We start from the raw sequence: 19,826 nt of genomic DNA on the forward strand, positions 1-19,826 counted from the left end.
CTGAATGTTCGTTCTCGCTTCATCTTCGCCCCGGAGGGCGATGTTACTAAGCGAGTGGGGATACAAGCCTGAAGTCATTGAAGTAAATGTGGACGAAACGCTCCCTCCCGGATTCGACCCGTATGAAGGTGTGGGGATTTTGGCCGCGCGGAAAGCTTTGGTCGGCCTCAAATTCTGGCAAGAATCCGGTGGCAACGAGGCAGATGTGGTCATAGGAGCAGATACAATGGTCGTACTGGAAAGACAAGCTCTAGGCAAGCCTAAGACCTCATACGAGGCTGAGCTTATGCTTGAATCTTTAAGTGGACGAGAGCATTTAGTCCTTACCGGCCTCGCTTTAGCCCGGGGAGATGGAGAAACAGTTGTAGCTGTGGCTGAGACTAAGGTTCGTTTTCGCCCGCTTTCCCACGATGAGATCAGAGTTTATGTCGAAAGCGGGGAGCCTTTGGATAAAGCCGGGGCTTATGGAATTCAGGGGAGAGCCCGTGAGTTCGTAGAGTCTTACCACGGATCTCTTAGCAATGTGATTGGACTGCCGATGGAACTCCTCTCGGACAAGCTCAAGGCGTGGGGGATTGATCAGACAGTTTGAGCCCTGCGCGAGGTGATGTATGAATTACAGGCTTAAAGATCTGCCTGCGGAACTCCTGCCGCGTGAGCGGCTGTATGCGCTAGGGCCGGAAGCACTCTCGAACAGGGAGGTGTTGGCAATCCTGTTGCGCACAGGGGTAAAAGGGGAAAATGTCCTCGATTTGGCTGAACGCCTGCTTGCTGACTCCGGGGGCTTATCCGGGCTCGCAAGGCTGACAGTGCACGAACTGGCTCAACTGCACGGTTTAGGCAAGGCCAAGGCCTCCGGACTCAAGGCCGCCTTGGAATTAGGAAGGCGCTTGGTCAGTAGTGATCCTGCAAGCAGACCGGTGATTAACTCGCCGCAGGATGTTGCCCACTTAGTGATGGAGGAAATGAGGCACTTCGACCGTGAGCATTTCCGGGTTGTGACGCTTAATACTAAGAACCATGTGCTCGGAATCTCGCCAATTTCGGTGGGATCCTTAAATTCATCCCTGGTGCACCCGCGGGAGTGCTTCAAGGAAGCGATTCGCCGCAATTCCAATGCGATTATCCTGCTGCACAATCATCCGAGCGGGGACCCCACTCCCAGCCGTGAAGACATTGAAGTGACCAAGCGGCTTGCTGACGGCGGCAAGATCCTGGGGATAGAAGTATTGGATCATGTAATTATCGGAGATAATCGGTATATAAGCCTTAAAGAACGTGGAATAGTATGAGAAGCACTTGAACTTAGAAAGGAGCCCATAACAATTATGTTCTTTACGAGAGATTTAGGAATCGATTTAGGGACAGCTAACACCCTCGTATATATGAAGGGGAAAGGGATTGTGGTAAGGGAGCCCTCAGTGGTGGCCATTGATGTCGAGAAGAAGACTCCCCTGGCAGTAGGAGATAAAGCCAAAGAGATGATCGGACGTACTCCCAGCAACATCGTAGCGATCCGGCCGCTTAAGGACGGAGTGATTTCGGATTTTAATGTAACGCAAAAGATGCTTAAATACTTTATTTCCCGGGCTCAGGGTTCAGAATCTCCTTTTGTGCGACCGCGGGTCGTGATTTGCGTGCCCTCCGGGGTAACTCCGGTGGAAGAAAGGGCGGTCAAGGAAGCTGCGCTGGCAGCCGGAGCCAAGGATCCCATCATCATGGAAGAGCCGATGGCTGCCGCTATCGGAGCCGGACTACCTGTGAGTGAGCCAACTGGAAATATGATCGTAGATATCGGGGGTGGAACCACGGAAGTCGCGGTAATCTCCCTGGGCGGGATCGTTACCAGCCGTTCAATTCGTGTAGCCGGGGATGAAATGGACGATTCTATCGTTGCTCACATCAAACGGCGGTATAACCTTATGGTCGGTTATCGCACGGCTGAAGATATCAAGACGGAGATCGGGTCAGCTTACCAGGCCGAAAAAGGAGTTAGCTACTCTGTACGCGGACGGGACTTATTGACAGGTCTGCCTAAGACTGTAGAAGTTACGGCGATAGAGATTGAAGAAGCGCTGCAGGAACCAGTGATGGCTATTGTGGAGGCAGTAAAATCCTGTCTGGAAAAAACTCCGCCCGAATTGGCCGCAGATATCATGGACAGGGGAATTGTCATGGCTGGGGGCGGATCGCTCCTGCGTAATCTGGACAAGCTCCTGGCTGATGAGACCGGAATGCCGGTGCATTTGGCTGAAGATCCGCTTTCTTGTGTGGCCCTCGGAACCGGGCGTGTGTTAGAGGACTCAGAAATCCTTAGAAAAGTGGCAGCTCTCCAAAAGAGCTAAGCTGAATCAAGGGACTTTTTTCAGGGGCCACTAAGCAGGGCGGGGAGGAAAGTCTGTGGGGAAAAGAGTGAATGCAACGGGAATCGCGGTTCTCGTTTTCTTTCTCTTGTTAGGTGTTCTCATCAGCATTCGCTTAACCGGTTTGGGCAGCCATTTTCCCAATCCCATTGGCGGGGCCTTGCAGCGGGTGTTCAGCCCGATCGAAAAGACCCTGCTCGGGGTGGGGAGCGGAATCAGGGACAACACACGGGCCTTATGGAGTTTTCGTGCAGTGGAGCAGGAAAACAAGGCGCTGCGTGCAAAAGTGGATCAGTTGACAGGGGACAATCTTAAACTTAAACAGGAGGTCCTGGCCGGGCTCAGGTTCCAGGCTTTGGACGAAGGGACGTTCCGTAGTCCGACTCTTGACAAATATAAAAAAGTAGGGGCAAGTATTATCAACCGTAATCCGACCTCCTGGTATCAGACCTTGACCGTAAACAGGGGGAGCAATGACGGGGCAAAACCTAACGACCCCGTAATAGCCCAACTAGGCCTAGTCGGCAAGGTTGTCTCGGTAACGCCGACCACAGCCGATGTCCTTCTGATTCTCGACGGGGAAGGCCAGGTGAGCGCCGTGGTACGCGGGAGCACCGGGGAAGGTACTTTTGGGATTGTGCAGGGAACGTACAAGCGGGGTTCCCGCCTCACGTCCGACGGCAATTTGCAGATGATGCTGCGTCGCGATGATAATGTTAATGTCGGAGATTTGGTTTTATCTTCAGGTCTGGGCGGGGTTTATCCCAAAGACATGCCCATTGGTAAGATTAAACAGGTGCAGTTGGACCGTACCGGACTTCTAAAGAGTGCTTTCATTGAACCGTTAGTTAACTTTGATTCCCTGGAAGAGGTTTATATTGTGACCGGAGGGAAGTGAATATTATGCGCTATGTGATCATTGCCCTCTTGTTCCTGCTTAGTCTTATCTTACCCGGCACAGTCTTTTATTTCTGGGACTGGTCAGGGATTAAACCGGATTTAATCATGCTCCTGGTTATTTACTTAGCCCTTCATCACCGTCTGCTTACAGGGGTGTTCTGGGGCATCGGTGCCGGACTTGTGCAAGACCTTTATTTAGGAAGATATATAGGAATGTATACCCTGACCTTGGCAGTGGTGGCTTTGTTCAGTGGTTGGCTATCCCAGCGCTGGTACAGGGACAATTTTCCACTTATGACCTTGCTTGTTTTCTTGGCTACCGCTCTGGGCCAGCTTTTGATCGGATTTTTGACCCTTGCAGCCGGTCTGGCTTGGTCCTTACAAGACATTCTGCGCCTCGTGCTGGGGATTGGGATTTATAACGCGGTTTTGGTTCCTATGACCTATCCCTGGATTCACCGTTCCTTTATGTATGGGTGGCTGCGTTACCGCCCGAAATACGAGCAATAGCTGTCTTAGATTAGGGAGTTGTATTGATGGAGGAGCAAGAACGGAAACTTTTTAGGTTGCGTCTGCGCGGACTTACGGTCGTAGTTATTCTCGTCTTTTTGATCCTGGGCTTTAACCTTTGGCGGTTGCAGATTGCTAAGGGTTCCTATTATAGTGAGATGGCGCGCACGAATTACACCCAGACTGTGCCTTTGCCAGCTACACGCGGGGATATCAGGGACAGCAAAGGCAAGCTTCTGGCTACGAGTGTGCCTAAGCTGGCTTTGACGCTGGACTGGCTTGAACTGCAAACTGCCAAAGGTTCGAAGTGGAAAGATGTTGTTAAAAGTCTGGCGCTATATATTAAAGAGGAATGGCCTAATCAGAACCAGTCTGTGAATTCGATCACAGAAGATATTCTGGTTATGATTCAAAACCACCAGTGGGAACGCTATCGTCCGGTTACAATTCTGACCGATGTGAGTGACAAGTTAAGAGCTGTGATTGCCGAACATCAGGAAGAACTGCCGGGCGTAAGTGTGGCAGCTTTGCCTGTGCGCTCCTATCCGGATAAGACAATGGCCGGCCAGATTCTCGGGTATGTGCGTGAAATCAGTGACGATGAGATCGCCCAGTTTAATAAAAACGCTCTGGCCCAAAAGGACGGGTTCAAGTACAGCCAGGGGGATTTAGTCGGCAAGATGGGCGTGGAAAAGACGTATGACTATTGGCTGCGGGGCCGTGAAGGGGTTCAGGTGGCTGAGGTCGATAGCAACAATCGTCCCATTGCCAAAAAGGTGCTTGAGCCGGCTGAAGTCGGCAAGACCGTGCAACTTACGATTGACGCTGATCTGCAGAAGGTCGTGGAGGATACCTTGGATGAGGTGATTAAGACTCAGGTGCAAAAGGAACATCCGGATGCCCAGGCGGGGGCAGCAGTGGTGATTGACGTCAATACCGGCAAGATCCTGGCAATGGCATCCCGGCCTTATATGGACCCCAATGACCTTATTGGAACGATTTCCGATGATATGGCTGACAAATATTTCACCAGCAAAGACGCAGCTTCGTTTAACCGCGCCCTGACCGGGCTGTATCCGCCAGGTTCTACCTATAAAATGATCACTGCGATGTCGGCCCTCCAGTCAAAAGTCACAACTCCTAACGAGTATGTGTACGATGATATCAGTTCTTTAGGCAGCAGAGATGCCCAGATCCAGGGGTTTGGGGAATGGGGCGGCATGAAATTCGGCAATGTTAATATGTATCAGGCCTTAGCCAAATCCTCAAACATTTACTTTCAAGTGATGGGACGGCGGGTCTTTGATGCTCAGCCGGAACTGATGCGCCAGATCTCGTATGAATTCGGCCTCGGTGTGACCTCAGGGGTGGATCTTCCCGGGGAAGCTAAGGGAATTGCTCCCTCTGAAGAGTGGAAAAAAGCCAATTACCAGCCTTCTTATGACAAGTTGCGTGAGCAGAAGCTGGCGGCGATTGACAGCGACTACAGTGTGCGCATAGCCCAAGCGCCGGATGATGAAAGTAAGAGCAAGCTGGGAAAAGAGCGCGACCGGAAAAAGACAGAGGTGGAAACCTGGTATAAACAAGTAATCCGGGAAAAGGTAGATTGGCATCTCTATGACAGTTTCAATAACTCTATCGGGCAGGGGTATAATGCCTATACTCCTTTGCAATTGGCCAATTATGTGGCAACGCTCGTCAATGGCGGGAAGCATTTCAGTCCGTATATCGTTGATAAGATTATTGATCCTGTTAACGGCTCAGTGGTTTTCGAAAATAAACCTAAAATCTTGAACACGGTCTCAGTTTCCCCGGATAATCTGGAAATCGTTAAAGCGGGGATGCGTGAGGTTACGCGTGGAGGCGGAACTGCCAATTTTATGTCTCTTGAAGTGCCGGAGTTCACCGGCGGAGGTAAGACGGGTACGGCGCAGATCGGGTCTAAGGATACCGTGGCAGAGAACCTTTATAACGGGATGTTTGTGGCTTTTGCCCCGTATGATAATCCGCAGATTGCTTTTGCGGGAGTGGTGGAATATGGCGGTCACGGTGGTAGTACGGCAGGTCTTGTCGCGAAAGCGGCTTTCATGCAGTATTTTGGTTGGAAGTCAACGAATGGGGGTTAAAAAACGAGGAAATTGGTCCTCGTTTTTTTCTTAAGTAAAAAGGGAAATTCCCTTAGTTTGTAGAATCTATTATGACGTTCGGAATTATGAAGAGCACTGGAGGATTTGATTTTTGACGCGGACGGAACATGTAGCCCTTAAAGGAACCCGTGACGGACTTATACTATATTTAGATCCAAGTGCAGCTATTGATGTACTAATGGACGAACTTGACCAACATTTGGGAGAATCAGCCGAGTTCTGGCGCGGAGCAGCAGTGCGCTGTTATGCGGGGGGCAGGGAGTACTCTTCTGAGGAGAAGGAAGGACTGGCCAGCCTCTTACAGAAGCACGCCTTGGAATTGAGCGGCTGGCTTAGCGTACCCGGTAAAGGCCCGGAAAGACAGGCTGTGGTCGCCCTCGAGCATGACCAGCGCGCTCAGGATGAGGGGCAGGCTGAGGGGAAGGCTCTTTTTGTAAAAAGGACGCTCCGTTCAGGGACAAGCATTCAATTCGAAGGACATGTGGTCATCATGGGAGATGTTAATCCTGGAGCGGAAGTGATTGCCACAGGCAACATCATTGTGATGGGAGCCTTGCGGGGAGTCGCGCATGCCGGTGCTACTGGAGACCGCAAAGCGATGGTAAGTGCTTATAACTTGGCTCCGACCCAGCTTAGAATAGCTGATTTGGTCACTCGGGCACCGAAAGATGAAGCGGGATCGGAGGGGCCTGAAGTTGCCCGGATTAAGGACAACCATCTAATCGTAGAAGGGGTTTAATCTAATCGATTACGTTTGAAAGGCAGGTCTAGGTATGGGAGAAGTAATAGTGGTGACATCCGGTAAAGGGGGCGTGGGCAAGACGACAACGTCTGCCAATTTAGGAACAGGGTTGGCATCTGCCGGGCATAAAGTGGTCCTGGTAGACACTGATATCGGCCTGCGCAATTTAGATGTGGTGATGGGACTGGAAAACCGCATCGTTTATGACATTGTGGACGTAACCAGCGGAAACTGCCGCTTAAAGCAGGCTTTAATAAAAGACAAGCGCTTTGAAAATCTGTACCTTCTTCCGGCAGCGCAAACCAAAGACAAAACGGCAGTGAGCCCGGAACAAATGCGGACTCTGGCAGCGGAGCTGAAGGAGGAATTTGATTTCGCGGTTATAGATTGTCCCGCAGGTATCGAGCAGGGCTTCCGCAACGCGATCGCCGGTGCGGATCGGGCCGTTGTGGTGACAACGCCTGAAGTGAGCGCAGTCAGGGACGCTGACCGCATCATCGGTCTTTTAGAAGCTAATGAGCTGCGCAACCCCAAGCTTATCATTAACCGCATCAGACCCCAGATGGTCAAGCGCGGGGATATGATGGACATCTCAGATATTCTTGATATCCTGGCAATTGAGCTTTTAGGTGTGGTGCCTGAAGATGAGAGCATTGTCATCTCAACCAATAGGGGCGAACCCGCAGTGACGGATCATTCCTCAAAGGCAGGGGAGGCGTACCGGAGAATCACCCGCAGGATTCGGGGGGAAGAAGTTCCCTTGATGAACCTCGATGTGCCTGATGGGCTTATGGATAGACTGAAAAGGCTTATAGGAATTAGGTAGCCATGGGCGCAGAGAGGAGGAATCCCCCTTGTTAGAATTCATCAGCCGGATGCTCGGCAGGGAAAACAGTTCCAGCAAAAATGTTGCCAAAGAGCGGTTGCGCCTAGTTCTCGTGCATGATCGGGCCACTATCTCTCCCCACATGTTAAATCAATTAAAAGAGGATTTAATCAAAGTTATTTCAAACTACATGGAAATTGACGAGGTTAATCTCGAAGTTAACTTAAACCAGGATGACCGGGAAGTTGCCTTGGTGGCTAATATTCCCGTCGTTAAAATGAAACGGGATTACGCTACCAAAGGGTAAAAAAGTATGAACATCTAAAGAAACCGGGCGGTACCCGGTTTCTTGGTCTTTAGAGCAAGCAATGTGGTATAATTAAAATGCTCTAATTAAGATAGATGAGGTATGGCTATGATCGATAGAAGGACATTGCGCAATATAGATTTTTTGCTGGTGCTGATTGTATTTTTGCTTTTAGGGGCCAGTCTCCTGATCTTAAGCACGGCTTCCATTAATGTTGTTAAGAACGAGCCTTACCATTATGTGGTATTGCAGGGTGTCTGGATTGGCAGCGGTCTGGTTTTGGCCTTGATGATGGCAGTGATCGATTACCAAAAGTGGCGGCGTTTTAGCTGGTGGATTTATGCTTTTAATTTGGGGTTGCTGCTCGCCGTGTTTTTTGTTGGCTCGGAAGCTAAGGGTGCTACCCGCTGGATTCCGGTTACTTCGACTTTTGGCATTCAGCCTTCAGAATTTGCCAAGATCTTTATCATTATCACTTTTGCAGATTTTCTCGCGCGCAGGGAGGGCAAACTCAACCGTTTTCGCGACTTTATCCCCCCTTTTCTGTATGTAGCCGTACCGATGGCCTTGATTTTCAAACAGCCTGATTTAGGCACGTCCCTGGTGTTTGTCGCTATTTTTATCGGGATGATGTTCATTGCAGGGGCCAATCCCTGGAAATTCGGCGGGCTTTTGTTTGGAGGGGCGGCCATTCTGGCTGTCGCCCTTTGGCTGCACTTTTCCACCAACCTGCCGGGCTGGCTTCAGTTTGCGCAGGGGCTTCCTCTGCCCCTGAAAGATTATCAATTACAGAGGCTGACAATATTCATGAATCCGATGGCTGATACTTCCGGCGAAGGTTATCACATTATTCAGTCCCTGTGGGCCATCGGTTCCGGGGGTCTATGGGGCAAGGGGTATCGCAGCGGGACTCAGGGGCAGCTTAACTTTCTGCCTGAGCACCATACAGATTTTATCTTTTCTGTATTTGGGGAGGAATTCGGGTTTGTCGGGACGGTTACGCTGCTTTTTCTCTTTTGTATCTTGATCGTGCGCGCCGTTGGTATTGCTGTCAGAGCCAGGGATCTTTACGGCATGCTCATTGCGACAGGGATAATTTCCATGTTTACGTTCCATATTCTGGTGAATGTGGGCATGACTTCAGGGATTATGCCGGTGACCGGAATCCCGCTGCCTTTGATAAGCTACGGCGGGAGCACGATGTGGGCGAACATGATTGCGCTCGGGCTGCTTCTGAGCATTAATCTCAGGCGTGAGAGGCTAATGTTTTAGGAGGACTCAAAAACTAATGAACCGTAAAAGTGGACAAGACCACTCTTTACGGTTCTATTTTTTTAAGAATTGGCGTAATCTTGAGTAAACGAAATTTGTCCTACAGAGGGGGTGAAGGTGTTGAACCCGTTTGAACGCTGGGATGATTGGGAATGGGAGCGGGCCGCGCACGAGGTGGGCAAAGAACGGGGTTATGCCCATAACCGGCAGGAGGGGCAGCGGGCTCCTTCAAGCCGGTTCCGCTGGGGAAATTTGAGCTGGACAGGCAGGCAAAAACGCACCCTCATGGCTGCCTTATTTTTTCTAACTGTATTCTTCAGCGCCAATAACAGCGATCCGGTTTCCAAAGCAGTCCACGGAATTTACCGCACGGCTATGGACTCAGGGAATTTTTACACGGCCTTAAATGGCATGGCTAAAGAAGCCGTAGGCTTGGGCATATCTCCTCAGAGCATGCCGGTGGATGTGAAAATGCAGGGGAAATTTCAGCCCCCTGTATCAGGTCCGGTGATGGCGGAGTTTGGTAGCACAGACTCTCAAGGGCGGGTGCATAACGGAATTGACATCAGCAGCGCTTTGGGGACGCCTGTGGCTGCACCCTATGCAGGAGTGGTGGTCCTCGTAGGGGAGGAGTCCCAATTAGGGAGGCTCGTTAAATTAGACTTTGGGGATGGATGGACAGCTGTGGTCTCGAACTTCGGCGATATCGCGGTTGCCCAGGGGCAGCGGGTGGAAAGAGGGCAATACCTGGGGGCTGTGGGGCTGTCCGCTGCTCTCAAAAAGCCGTGGCTCCATTTTGAATTGCGCAAGAACAGCAAGGCTGTAAATCCTGTACCTTATCTAATTCCACGAGCGAATTAGAGATTCACACTGATAGGATAGCATTTAAGCGGGCAGGTGGTCGTTGTTGGAAGTGGGGAAAATAGCCGGAATTCAGGTGCGCATTCACCCGAGTCTCCTTATCATGTTGGCTTTATTCGGGGTCCTGGGCTTACTGGCCCAGGCTCTTATGGTCTTTGCGCTGGTGCTGGGGCATGAAGTTGCTCATTTGCTGGCAGCGAGGGCTTTTGGCTTTAAAGTCATAGGCTTGGAACTGTTTCCTTACGGCGGGACCGCGTACTTTGATGATCTTTTCGAAGGCAGGAAGTGGGAGGAAAGTATGATGGCTCTGGCAGGGCCATTCTTCAATCTAATCCTGCTGTTCGCCGCCCAGTTTGGGCGCTGGGAGGGGCTCCTGTCGGGAGCATGGGCCGAAGATTTTGTGAGGTTTAACTTATATTTGGCGGCTTTTAATCTCCTGCCGATTTTGCCTTTGGATGGCGGGCGGGTAGTGAGGGCAGTCCTGGCCGAAAGCCTGGGGTTTGTGCGTGTCACTAAGAGTCTGGCCTGGGCCGGCAAGCTTACCGGTGTAGTCTTTGCTCTTGTCGGGCTGGCTTGGGCCGCTAAAGGTGCTTGGAATGAAGGTCCGCTTACGCTGATAGTCCTCGGAGTTTTCTTCTGGCTGGCAGGGAGTAAGGAAGTAGCGACTGCAAGAATAACTTTTTTAAGGCAGTTAAGCCACAAGAAAGAGGAACTGGTCGCCAAGGGACTCATGAAAAGCAAGTGGGTAACAGCCCGTGCGGATACACCGGTCGTTCGAATTGTCGAGGAACTTACTCCGGACAGGTACACTCTGATCTCACTGGCTGATGAAGAATTTGAACTGGGCAAAACTTTGACCGAGAGCCAAGTTTTAGAAGGGATGCTGCGCGAAGGGATATACTATCCTGTAGGGAAGCTATAAGCCGCTGTGGCAAGCTGCCTTGCCGAGACAGTCCACTGGACTGTCTCGCACCACGCGCCGGATGCTCGAACAGCGTGAAGCTGTTCGCCGAAGGATGAGCTTGTCGACTTTGCTACCGCGCCAAACCTTTGGGTAATACCTGATGTGCGCCGCTCCTGTGCCGTCCTGGCACCCGCGGCATCAGTCCATCCTTGGACTAGTCCCGGTGGCGCGGCTTAACGCTTCGTCGCCTGCGCTCACAACGATTCCTCAGCCGTATAGCAGCCCTTGAGAGTCGTGACTCTCCACTGGAGAGTTACGTCTCTGCTCGAACGGTTCGCTCTGCAAGGCAACTTGCCTGTTCCCGTATAATGGAAAACTGCCTTCATCTGTCTCAGTCTAAAACTGGAAATCTTCTCCTGACTGTGCTATAATAATAATTCATAGTTTCGAGTATTACCTTAGGAAATTCTCGATAGGAATTATTATGACTGGCACGAGGAGGCAGGCTTTCCGAAATGAGCATGATGACCGCGGCGGGGATTCGCCAGCAGATAGAGCGGTTTTTGCCGCAAGTGTCCAAACCTAACCGGTATTTAGGAACGGAATGGAATTCCATCCATAAGGATTGGGATCAAACCACTGTACATATGGTTTTTGCTTTCCCCGACGTTTACGAGGTCGGGATGTCCCATCTTGGTACCCGCATTTTGTACCATTTGGTTAACTCTTTTCCAGAGTTTGTGTGCGAGCGTACTTTTGCCCCCTGGGTGGACATGGAGGAAAAGATGCGGGACAGGGATATCCCGCTCTATGCTTTGGAATCTTTTCGCCCATTAAAAGAGTTTGACGTGGTAGGATTTACCTTGCAATATGAGATGAGTTTCAGCAATATCCTAAACATGCTTGACCTAGCCAGGATTCCGCTGCGGACCGCTGCGCGCACAGAAGAAGACCCGTGGATCATTGCGGGCGGACCGTGCGCCTATAACCCGGAGCCACTGGCGCCGTTTATCGATTTCTTTCTGATCGGGGAGAGCGAGGAACAACTCCCGCAAGTCCTTAAACTGATCGAAGAGCAGAAGGAGCAGCCGCTTGGTCGCCAGGAGTTCCTGCACAGAGTGGCTCAGGTACAGGGAGTGTATGTCCCTGAACTTTATCAAGTTTCCTACAAGCCTGATGGCCGCCTGGAGAAAATATCTCCGGTTACGGGTGTGCCCGCAGTGGTAGAGAAAGCGCTTGTTACCGACCTCGATCAAGCCTTTTTTCCCACCAACCCGATTGTCCCCTATATGGAAATCGTGCATGACCGCATGATGCTCGAAGTGATGCGCGGGTGCACGCGGGGCTGCCGTTTCTGCCAGGCGGGTATGATTTACCGCCCGGTGCGCGAACGCTCCCCTGAAATACTGCTTACCCAGGCTGAAGAGCTAGTGCGCTCTACCGGGTATGAAGAAGTGTCCCTTACTTCCCTTTCGACCGGGGATTATACCTGCGTGCAGCCTGTGATCCGAGAGATTATCTCGAAGTATGGTCCGCAGAGGATCGGGGTGTCCCTACCATCGCTTAGGCTTGATTCCTTTGACGTTAAGCTAGCAGAGGAAGTGCAAAAGGTTCGTAAATCCGGCCTTACATTTGCCCCGGAAGCGGGGACCCAGAGGCTTCGGGATGTAATCAACAAAGGGGTGACTGAAGAAAACCTGCTTGAGGCGTCCGAGACAGCTTTTAAGGCGGGTTGGTCTTCGATAAAACTTTATTTTATGATTGGCCTGCCTACGGAAATGCAGGCTGATCTGGACGGAATTGCGGACTTGGCTAAAAAAGTGGCTGACTTAGGCAGTAAACAAGGCCGCCGCAATGTGAAGGTAACCGTGTCAACCAGTTCGTTTGTGCCCAAAAGCCATACCCCGTTCCAGTGGGAACCTCAGGAAGGAATGCGTTCCCTTGAGGAAAAGCAGCAATATCTGCGCACGAAATTAAAGGACAGGCGCATTAAATATAATTACCATGATGTGAACACCAGCTTCTTGGAAGCGGTATTTGCCAAGGGAGACAGGCGGCTGGCGGAGGTGCTGGAGTGGGCATTCAGGCAGGGCTGCCGCTTTGACGGCTGGTCAGAGCAGTTCCGGTATGACACCTGGCTTCAGGCTTTTGCTGAACTCGGAGTAGATCCCCATTTTTACGCACACAGGACCCTGGATTATGATGATGTTTTGCCCTGGGATCACTTGGACAGCGGGGTGAGCAAACGCTTCCTCATGGAGGAACACCACCGCGCCCTCCGGGGCACACGGACTTTAGATTGCCGCCAGGATGACTGCACAGGGTGTGGAATCTGCCCGGGCAGAGGGGTTCAGGTTGATTTGAAAGGGTGAATGTGATGAAGGTGAGAATAGCCTATAGCAAATTGGAAGAATCCAAATACATCGCTCATCTTGATCTGGCCAGGGTCTTTGAACGCGCGATGCGGCGGGCTGGGGTTCCCGTGGCGTATTCCGAAGGGTTTAACCCGCATCCTAAGATTTCTTTCGGTTCTGCCCTGGCAGTAGGGGTTGAGGGGGAGAAAGAGTATGTTGATGTGGAACTGCAACGGGAAATGGACATCGGGGAGGTCTTAGGAAGGCTTCAGGAACAACTGCCTAAAGGGATCAGGCTTCTTGAAGGCAGAGTTGTGGCACCGGGAAGCAAAGCCTTGATGGCTGTCTTGAATTCTGCGAGCTATCGGGTGCGCCTGGCGATGGCCTTGCCCATAACCTATGAGCGCTTGCAGGAAGCTCTTGACGCTTGGCTTGCGCAGAAACATGTTACTTATTCCCGCTACAGCAAAAAAGGTCCGACTGAGAAGGACATTAGACCTCTGGTCAAATCCCTCACAGGAGAGATCAAAGGAGAGGAAGTTTTCCTGGAACTAGAAGTCGAAGTTGGTTCCCAGGGAGGAGTCAGACCGGAAGAAGTGATGCGCAGCCTGCGCGAGTTGGAAAACTTGCCTTTGGATTTAGATAGTATTTACATCAAGCGGACAGGGATTTACGTGAGTTATCAGGGGCAAAGTTTTTCTCCCTTTGAACATGAAGACTTTGAACTGGACCGTTCAAAGCGGGAGGCCAGATGACCGAAAGGCTCTTAGGGGGAGCAAAAATTGAAAGAAATTATCTTAGAAGGACAGGATAAACGTCTGCGGGCCGCCCTTTTTGAAAACGGAGTGTTGATGGAAGTGTTTGAGCAAGAAGGGGAGCACTCGCGGCTGGTGGGCAATATCTACAAAGGGCGGGTAGAGAACATTCTGCCCGGGATGCAAGCGGCCTTTGTCGACATTGGGCTTGAAAAGAACGCTTTTCTCTACGTCGGGGATGCAATTCCCCAGCGCTACCTGGAAGAGGAAGAAAGCGCTAGTGCCCCTAACCAGGTGCGGGTTGAACTCATATTGAAGTCGCGTCAGGAGCTTTTGATTCAGATTCTGAAGGAACCTGTCGGAACCAAAGGGGCGCGTATTTCCACCAACCTTACCCTTGCCGGGCGGTACGTGGTGTTAATGCCTAACCTGGATTATGTAGGGGTATCCCGTAAAATCCAGGAGGGTGAGGAACGGGAACGGTTGCGCGCTTTAGCCGGTACCCTCAAGCCTCCAGGGATGGGGATAATTGTGCGTACGTTGGCGGAAGGTTTGAGTGAAGCTGAGCTTGAACATGATATTTCCCGGGTGGCTGAGCTGTGGGCGGGGATTCAGTCCAAGATTCCGCATGTGTCTGTGCCCGGGCTGGTATATCAGGATTTAGACTTAGTGGAACGCCTGGTGCGGGATTTGATTGATCGGGATGTGGAACGGATAACGGTTGATCAGGAAAGTCTGGCTTCTCTCCTGCGCTCGTCCCTACGCGCAATCGGGCATGCTGCTGCAGGTGCCGTGTGTGTGGAGGTGCGGGGGAAGCTGTTTGAACACTATGATGTGGATTATGAGATCAAAAAGGCTCTCCAGCCCAAAGTATGGCTGAAAAGCGGCGGTTATCTCGTGATTAACCAGACTGAGGCTTTAACTACGATTGATGTTAATACCGGCAAGTATGTCGGCAAACATTCCCTCGAAGAAACAGTTCTACATACTAATTTGGAGGCTGCGGGAGAAATCGCGCGCCAGCTTCGGTTGCGCAACCTGGGCGGAATTATAATTATCGATTTAATTGACATGACCCTGGAAGAAGACAGGCAGCGGGTACTCGAGACCTTAAGTTCATACTGCGGGCAGGACAAGATTAAGTGCGACGTGCTCGGGCTTACCCGCCTTGGACTGGTGGAAATGACGCGCAAGAAAGTCGGGCAAACCCTGGCAGACCGTTATACTAAGCCCTGCGCATCCTGTGGTGGGAGCGGACGTACGCTTGTGTCCTCCTTGACGGGAATAATGCCACAGACTCCCCTTTTAACTTAAAAGGGAGAGTTTTTTTGTACCGAAGTATAAAATAGTAGTTCTAAAGAATCCCTCAAAATATTACCCCTGTTGAGCAAGAGACCATCTGTTTCAGACATAAAAAATTATAATAAAGGAAAACTTTTGCATATGTCGAAAATAATCTTGAGGTGATATAATGCTAGCCAAGGAACTTATGGAGCAAGCAAAAGTTATATTAACACCCGATAATTATGTTACTGATGCTCTTCCAATATTGCAAAAAGTAGGTTTAACCTGTTCCCCGGTTCTCGAAAATGGAGAATACTTGGGCATGTTGTCTTTAAGTTTCATAACGCTCGCAGCATTACAGCAAAATAAATTTATCAAAGTCAGAGAAGTTGTTGACTTAAATTGGCCTGTTGTTTCTCCAAATACTTTGATAGAAGAAATAAATGATTCTGTTGTAGAACTATTTCCGGTAACCACCGATAAAAAACTCCTTGGAGTTTTGCCTATAACCAGAGTATTTAGGGCTTTGCAACTTCAACTAAAAAGTCAATTTAATGCAAATAAAGTTCTTGAAGCACTTATTGATTCATCGTATGATGGTATTTATATTACTGACGGTCAAGGAATTACTTTGGCAATTAACAAAGCTACGGAACGTATTACAGGCCTGTTTGCAAAAGACTTAGTTGGAAGAAACATGAAAGATCTTGTTAAGGAAGGAGTATTTAGTGAATCTGTTACCTTAAAAGTACTTAAAGAGAAAAAATCAATTACTTTAGTTCAGCGCTTAATCAATGGCCGTAGAACATTAGTGACCGGTAATCCGGTATTTGATGCAAACGGGGAAATCATTAGGGTAATTACTAATGTACGAGATACGACTGAATTGAATAGATTACGTGAAGAACTTGAACAGTCCCGCCAATTAACTCCCCTGCGGATAAAGGAAATACAAATCATTGATATCGTTGCTCAGAGCAAAGAAATGTTAGATGTTTTAGATCTGGCACTTCTCGTAGCAAGAGTAGATACTCCTGTTCTAATATTAGGAGAAACTGGAGTAGGAAAAGAAGTAATTGCCCAGCTGATTCACCGTGGAAGTAGTCGCCATGAAAAAGGTTCGTTTATAAAACTTAACTGCGGTGCCATACCTGAAGAACTGTTAGAATCAGAATTGTTCGGGTATGAGTCGGGGGCTTTTACCGGAGCCCGCAAAGAAGGAAAGCCAGGCATTTTCGAACTTGCCAACGAAGGGACCCTGTTTCTAGATGAAATTGCGGACCTACCTCTAGTGTTACAAGTCAAGTTGCTACGAGTTCTTCAAGATCAGGAATTTATGCGTGTTGGCGGTATTAAACCAATAAGGGTAAATGTAAGGATACTAGCTGCCACAAACAAAGACTTGGAAAAACTAATTCAAGCCGGCGAATTTCGCGAGGATCTTTTTTACCGGATGAACGTAATTCCCATCTATGTTCCACCCTTAAGGACTAGAAGGGAGGATATTAGCTCCCTATTAGATCATTATTTACATGTTTTTAATAAAAAATATTCTGTTAACAAAGAATTCTCAGAGCAGTTTCGTTCAGACCTCATTTCGTATAACTGGCCAGGCAATGTACGCGAATTAGCAAACCTGACGGAAAGGCTTGTTATTACCTCAAGAGAAAATACAATTTCACTTAACCATTTACCTTCTGAATATAGAAAAGCTTTCAAAGTTAACGAAGACATTAAAATAACCGACATGTCATTAAGAAAGGGGATTGCCAACCTTGAAAAAGAATTGATAACAAGGGCACTGCATACTTATAGAAGTACCTATAAAGCTGCTAAAGCTTTAGGCATGAGTCAATCCTTCGTTGCCCGTAGAGCAAAAAAATACGGATTATCAAATTATAATGACAGGGAGACTTATTGAGTCTCCCTGTCATTATAATTTTAACGCTATTAATAAAGCAAACTCTTAAGTGTTAAGCAATTCTTAATGCCCACAAGACTTGCTAAAAACTATTGATACTTAAAAAGAGCTCTGATCAGGGCTTTTTTTAAGTCTCAATAGTTTGGCACAGAACTTGCTAGATTATATTCAGTAGATTTCAAATATTTATTCTTAATTGACCATTAAATATTTTCGAAATTGGAGGTGTTAGAAACTGAATGTGATCCAATTTTGGAAACAAATAAAGAGGAGGGTAATAAAAGTTGGGACGTAAAATTAAAGTGGCATCAGTCCAAGCTGCGCCGGTGTTTATGGACAAAAAAGCAACAATTGAAAAATTTTCTTCACTCATTGAGGAGGCTGGCAAGGAGGGAGCAGAACTAATTGTCTTCCCTGAAACCGCCATCCCAACTTATCCGTATTGGAGAGGCAGTTTTGGTTACACTTCTCCCGAAACCGCCAAATTATGGCGCGATACAGTAATTGAATTCTATAATAACTCGATTTTAGTTCCTAGTAAGGATACCGAATTACTCAGTAAAGCTGCGGCTAAAGCAAACGCTTATTGTGTAATAGGAATTAACGAAATCGATGATCGTGCAGGAAGTGCTACGCTTTACAATACGATGCTCTTCTTAGACCGCAGGGGCAGTGTGTTGGGTAAGCACCGGAAGTTAATGCCCACTCACCAAGAAAGAATTTTTTGGGGGCGCGGAGATGCCAGCGATGTCACGGTATTTGAAACAGACATCGGGCGCATCGGTGGTCTAGTCTGTTATGAAAATCATATGACTCTAGCCAAAGCAGCACTTGCTATGAAAGGTGAAGAAATTCATACAGCCTCATGGCCGGGATGGTGGAACTACGTTGGAGAGAGCAAAGCTGTAAAAGACATGTCCGGAACAGTAGGACCCCTCCATATGTGTGATATTGATTCAGCAGTGCGGGAATACGCTTTCGAAACTCAAACTTTTGTCATTAGCTCAAGTATGTATATGACGGAAAATATGGTGCCAGATACTTTTCCTTATAAAAAACAAACAAATTGGAATTGGGCCGTAGGTGGGAGTTCAATTGTAAATCCCTTTGGGATGTATCTTGTTGAACCGGTTTTTCATCAGGAAACAATAATTTATGCAGAGATTGACCTTGATGATAGAATCGTAGCTAAAAATATCTTTGATGCTATGGGTCATTACACACGCTGGGATGTATTTTCCCTTCGTATAAGGCAAAGTGATATCTCCCCTGTTGAATCAATGAATGGACACACTGAGCGCGGTCAAATCACTTATAACACATTAGAAGAAATTGCTGCAAAATGCAAGGTACCTATGGATAAACTCGATGAAATTGTCAAAGAACTTGCCAAAAAACAACTAATAGTAAATTAAGGACATAGTGAGAAAGGAGTTTTATACAATGAGACTGAGAAAACACAGCGGACATAAATTGTTATCAATATTATTAATCTTGGTACTTATACTTGTTTCTACAGGTTGCGGAAACCAGCAAACTACGGGAGGCGGGGGAGACTCTAAAGACATTAAAATCGGAGTACTCTTACCTTTAACCGGCGCACTTGCCAAGATTGGCGAGAATAATAAAAACGGTTATGAGCTTGCTGTTAAAGAAATTAACGAAAAAGGTGGAATTAAAGCGCTTGGTGGAGCTAAGTTAAAACTCGTATACGGAGATAGCCAAGGTAAACCTGATGTTGGAGTCAGTGAAACGGAACGATTAATTCAGAATGAAAAGGTAGTCTTAGTAACCGGGGCATTCCAGAGCAACGTTACGATCCCTACGACTCAAGTTGCTGAACGATTACAGACGGTCTATTTGAACCCCGTTGCTATCGCAGACTCGATTACTAACCGTGGATTCAAATATACTTTCCAGATTAATGCCAAAGCTAGTTGGTTCGCTCGGGATCAAGTAAACTTCCTTGATTACGTTGCCAAAGTTACGAACAAAAAGCCACAAAAGGTTGCTCTTTTATACGAAAATACAGATTTTGGACAATCTACTGCTGCGGGTCAAAAGAAATACTTAGCTGAAAAAGGTTATGATATTGTAGCCGATGTTTCTTATCCAGCAGGTGCCGCTGATCTTACAACAGAATTGTCAAAAATTAAAGTTGCTAATCCGGATGTTGTGCTACAAGTTTCTTATATAGCCGATGCAATCCTTATTGCAAAAACAAAGGACCGTTTAGGAATAAAGGTTCCCTTTGTAGACAGTGCCGGTGGTTCTGCTGACCCCGCCTTCATCCAATCAGTAAAAGAATTAGGTAACGGATGGTTTACAATCAATCAATTTAATAAAGATCTTCCCGGGTCCAAAGAACTAAATGATAAATTTAAGGCTGCATATGGAACCGATATGAATGGACACGCAGCGCTTGATTACCAAGCGATGTTTGTACTTAAAGAAGTATTAGAGAAACAAGCTTCTGTTGACAAAGAAGCTATTCGTAAAGGTTTAAGCGAAATCCAGATGGGAGCAGGGCCTAGCTTAATTATGCCTTATGAGAAACTCAGCTTTAATTCAACAGGTCAAGCTTCTTCAAGTCTGATCATCACTCAGATCCAAAATGGCGAACATGTTACTGTTTGGCCAGAAAAATTTGCTACAGTAAAACCTAACTTTTATAACTAAC

Annotated in this window: 18 protein-coding genes; all 18 read left to right on the forward strand. The window is 48.3% G+C overall.

Annotated features, from left to right (window positions below; genetic code table 11):
- Nucleotides 1-4 precede the first annotated feature (4 nt).
- Complete coding sequence (locus tag ACYQ2N_RS13640; RefSeq protein WP_459999796.1) at nt 5-592, forward strand: Maf family protein; 588 nt, start codon at nt 5-7, stop codon at nt 590-592.
- 19 nt (nt 593-611) lie between these two features.
- Nucleotides 612-1,292 carry a RadC family protein gene (gene radC / locus ACYQ2N_RS13645; RefSeq protein ID WP_459999797.1) on the forward strand — a complete coding sequence of 227 codons (681 nt, stop codon included), beginning with the start codon at nt 612-614 and terminating at the stop codon, nt 1,290-1,292.
- 36 nt (nt 1,293-1,328) lie between these two features.
- Entirely contained in the window at nt 1,329-2,345 is a 1,017-nt protein-coding gene (locus tag ACYQ2N_RS13650; protein ID WP_459999798.1) for a rod shape-determining protein, read from the forward strand.
- A 55-nt stretch (nt 2,346-2,400) separates the two neighbouring features.
- Complete coding sequence (mreC, locus tag ACYQ2N_RS13655; protein WP_459999799.1) at nt 2,401-3,261, forward strand: rod shape-determining protein MreC; 861 nt, start codon at nt 2,401-2,403, stop codon at nt 3,259-3,261.
- Between the two features lie 5 nt (nt 3,262-3,266).
- Nucleotides 3,267-3,773: a rod shape-determining protein MreD gene (gene mreD, locus ACYQ2N_RS13660; RefSeq protein WP_459999800.1), complete on the forward strand. Its 507-nt coding sequence runs from the start codon at nt 3,267-3,269 to the stop codon at nt 3,771-3,773.
- A gap of 26 nt (nt 3,774-3,799) precedes the next feature.
- Nucleotides 3,800-5,899, forward strand: coding sequence for a penicillin-binding protein 2 (gene mrdA, locus ACYQ2N_RS13665; protein WP_459999801.1), 2,100 nt, complete (start codon nt 3,800-3,802; stop codon nt 5,897-5,899).
- 112 nt (nt 5,900-6,011) lie between these two features.
- Nucleotides 6,012-6,659 carry a septum site-determining protein MinC gene (minC, locus tag ACYQ2N_RS13670; RefSeq protein WP_459999802.1) on the forward strand — a complete coding sequence of 216 codons (648 nt, stop codon included), beginning with the start codon at nt 6,012-6,014 and terminating at the stop codon, nt 6,657-6,659.
- Between the two features lie 34 nt (nt 6,660-6,693).
- Nucleotides 6,694-7,488 (forward strand): septum site-determining protein MinD, encoded by a 795-nt coding sequence (minD, locus tag ACYQ2N_RS13675; protein WP_459999803.1) that lies wholly within the window; start codon nt 6,694-6,696, stop codon nt 7,486-7,488.
- A gap of 28 nt (nt 7,489-7,516) precedes the next feature.
- Nucleotides 7,517-7,795 (forward strand): cell division topological specificity factor MinE, encoded by a 279-nt coding sequence (gene minE, locus ACYQ2N_RS13680; RefSeq protein WP_459999804.1) that lies wholly within the window; start codon nt 7,517-7,519, stop codon nt 7,793-7,795.
- A 108-nt stretch (nt 7,796-7,903) separates the two neighbouring features.
- Nucleotides 7,904-9,067, forward strand: a complete 1,164-nt coding sequence (rodA, locus tag ACYQ2N_RS13685) for a rod shape-determining protein RodA (RefSeq protein WP_459999805.1) — start codon at nt 7,904-7,906, stop codon at nt 9,065-9,067.
- Nucleotides 9,068-9,187: 120 nt separating this feature from the next.
- Nucleotides 9,188-9,928 (forward strand): murein hydrolase activator EnvC family protein, encoded by a 741-nt coding sequence (locus ACYQ2N_RS13690; RefSeq protein WP_459999806.1) that lies wholly within the window; start codon nt 9,188-9,190, stop codon nt 9,926-9,928.
- Nucleotides 9,929-9,974: 46 nt separating this feature from the next.
- Nucleotides 9,975-10,850 (forward strand): M50 family metallopeptidase, encoded by an 876-nt coding sequence (locus ACYQ2N_RS13695; protein WP_459999807.1) that lies wholly within the window; start codon nt 9,975-9,977, stop codon nt 10,848-10,850.
- 497 nt (nt 10,851-11,347) lie between these two features.
- Complete coding sequence (locus ACYQ2N_RS13700; protein WP_459999808.1) at nt 11,348-13,204, forward strand: TIGR03960 family B12-binding radical SAM protein; 1,857 nt, start codon at nt 11,348-11,350, stop codon at nt 13,202-13,204.
- Nucleotides 13,205-13,209: 5 nt separating this feature from the next.
- Entirely contained in the window at nt 13,210-13,941 is a 732-nt protein-coding gene (locus ACYQ2N_RS13705; protein ID WP_459999809.1) for a TIGR03936 family radical SAM-associated protein, read from the forward strand.
- Between the two features lie 27 nt (nt 13,942-13,968).
- On the forward strand, nt 13,969-15,255 hold the full coding sequence (locus ACYQ2N_RS13710) for an Rne/Rng family ribonuclease (protein WP_459999810.1): 1,287 nt from the start codon (nt 13,969-13,971) through the stop codon (nt 15,253-15,255).
- Between the two features lie 157 nt (nt 15,256-15,412).
- A complete protein-coding gene (locus tag ACYQ2N_RS13715) occupies nt 15,413-17,146 on the forward strand; it encodes a sigma 54-interacting transcriptional regulator (protein ID WP_459999811.1) in 1,734 nt (577 codons plus the stop codon).
- A 284-nt stretch (nt 17,147-17,430) separates the two neighbouring features.
- A complete protein-coding gene (locus ACYQ2N_RS13720; protein ID WP_459999812.1) occupies nt 17,431-18,561 on the forward strand; it encodes a carbon-nitrogen hydrolase family protein in 1,131 nt (376 codons plus the stop codon).
- A 28-nt stretch (nt 18,562-18,589) separates the two neighbouring features.
- Nucleotides 18,590-19,825 (forward strand): ABC transporter substrate-binding protein, encoded by a 1,236-nt coding sequence (locus ACYQ2N_RS13725; protein ID WP_459999813.1) that lies wholly within the window; start codon nt 18,590-18,592, stop codon nt 19,823-19,825.
- The last annotated feature ends 1 nt before the right edge of the window (nt 19,826 follow it).

This window comes from Paradesulfitobacterium aromaticivorans, from assembly GCF_054657415.1.

Excerpts from the sequence above, each read along its gene's own strand:
- ACYQ2N_RS13640 (WP_459999796.1), top strand. The coding sequence starts at position 5 with ATGTTCGTTCTCGCTTCATCTTCGCCCCGGAGGGCGATGTTACTAAGC.
- radC (WP_459999797.1), top strand. The coding sequence starts at position 612 with ATGAATTACAGGCTTAAAGATCTGCCTGCGGAACTCCTGCCGCGTGAG.
- ACYQ2N_RS13650 (WP_459999798.1), top strand. The coding sequence starts at position 1,329 with ATGTTCTTTACGAGAGATTTAGGAATCGATTTAGGGACAGCTAACACC.
- mreD (WP_459999800.1), top strand. The coding sequence starts at position 3,267 with ATGCGCTATGTGATCATTGCCCTCTTGTTCCTGCTTAGTCTTATCTTA.
- mrdA (WP_459999801.1), top strand. The coding sequence starts at position 3,800 with ATGGAGGAGCAAGAACGGAAACTTTTTAGGTTGCGTCTGCGCGGACTT.
- minD (WP_459999803.1), top strand. The coding sequence starts at position 6,694 with ATGGGAGAAGTAATAGTGGTGACATCCGGTAAAGGGGGCGTGGGCAAG.
- rodA (WP_459999805.1), top strand. The coding sequence starts at position 7,904 with ATGATCGATAGAAGGACATTGCGCAATATAGATTTTTTGCTGGTGCTG.
- ACYQ2N_RS13700 (WP_459999808.1), top strand. The coding sequence starts at position 11,348 with ATGAGCATGATGACCGCGGCGGGGATTCGCCAGCAGATAGAGCGGTTT.
- ACYQ2N_RS13705 (WP_459999809.1), top strand. The coding sequence starts at position 13,210 with ATGAAGGTGAGAATAGCCTATAGCAAATTGGAAGAATCCAAATACATC.
- ACYQ2N_RS13715 (WP_459999811.1), top strand. The coding sequence starts at position 15,413 with ATGCTAGCCAAGGAACTTATGGAGCAAGCAAAAGTTATATTAACACCC.
- ACYQ2N_RS13725 (WP_459999813.1), top strand. The coding sequence starts at position 18,590 with ATGAGACTGAGAAAACACAGCGGACATAAATTGTTATCAATATTATTA.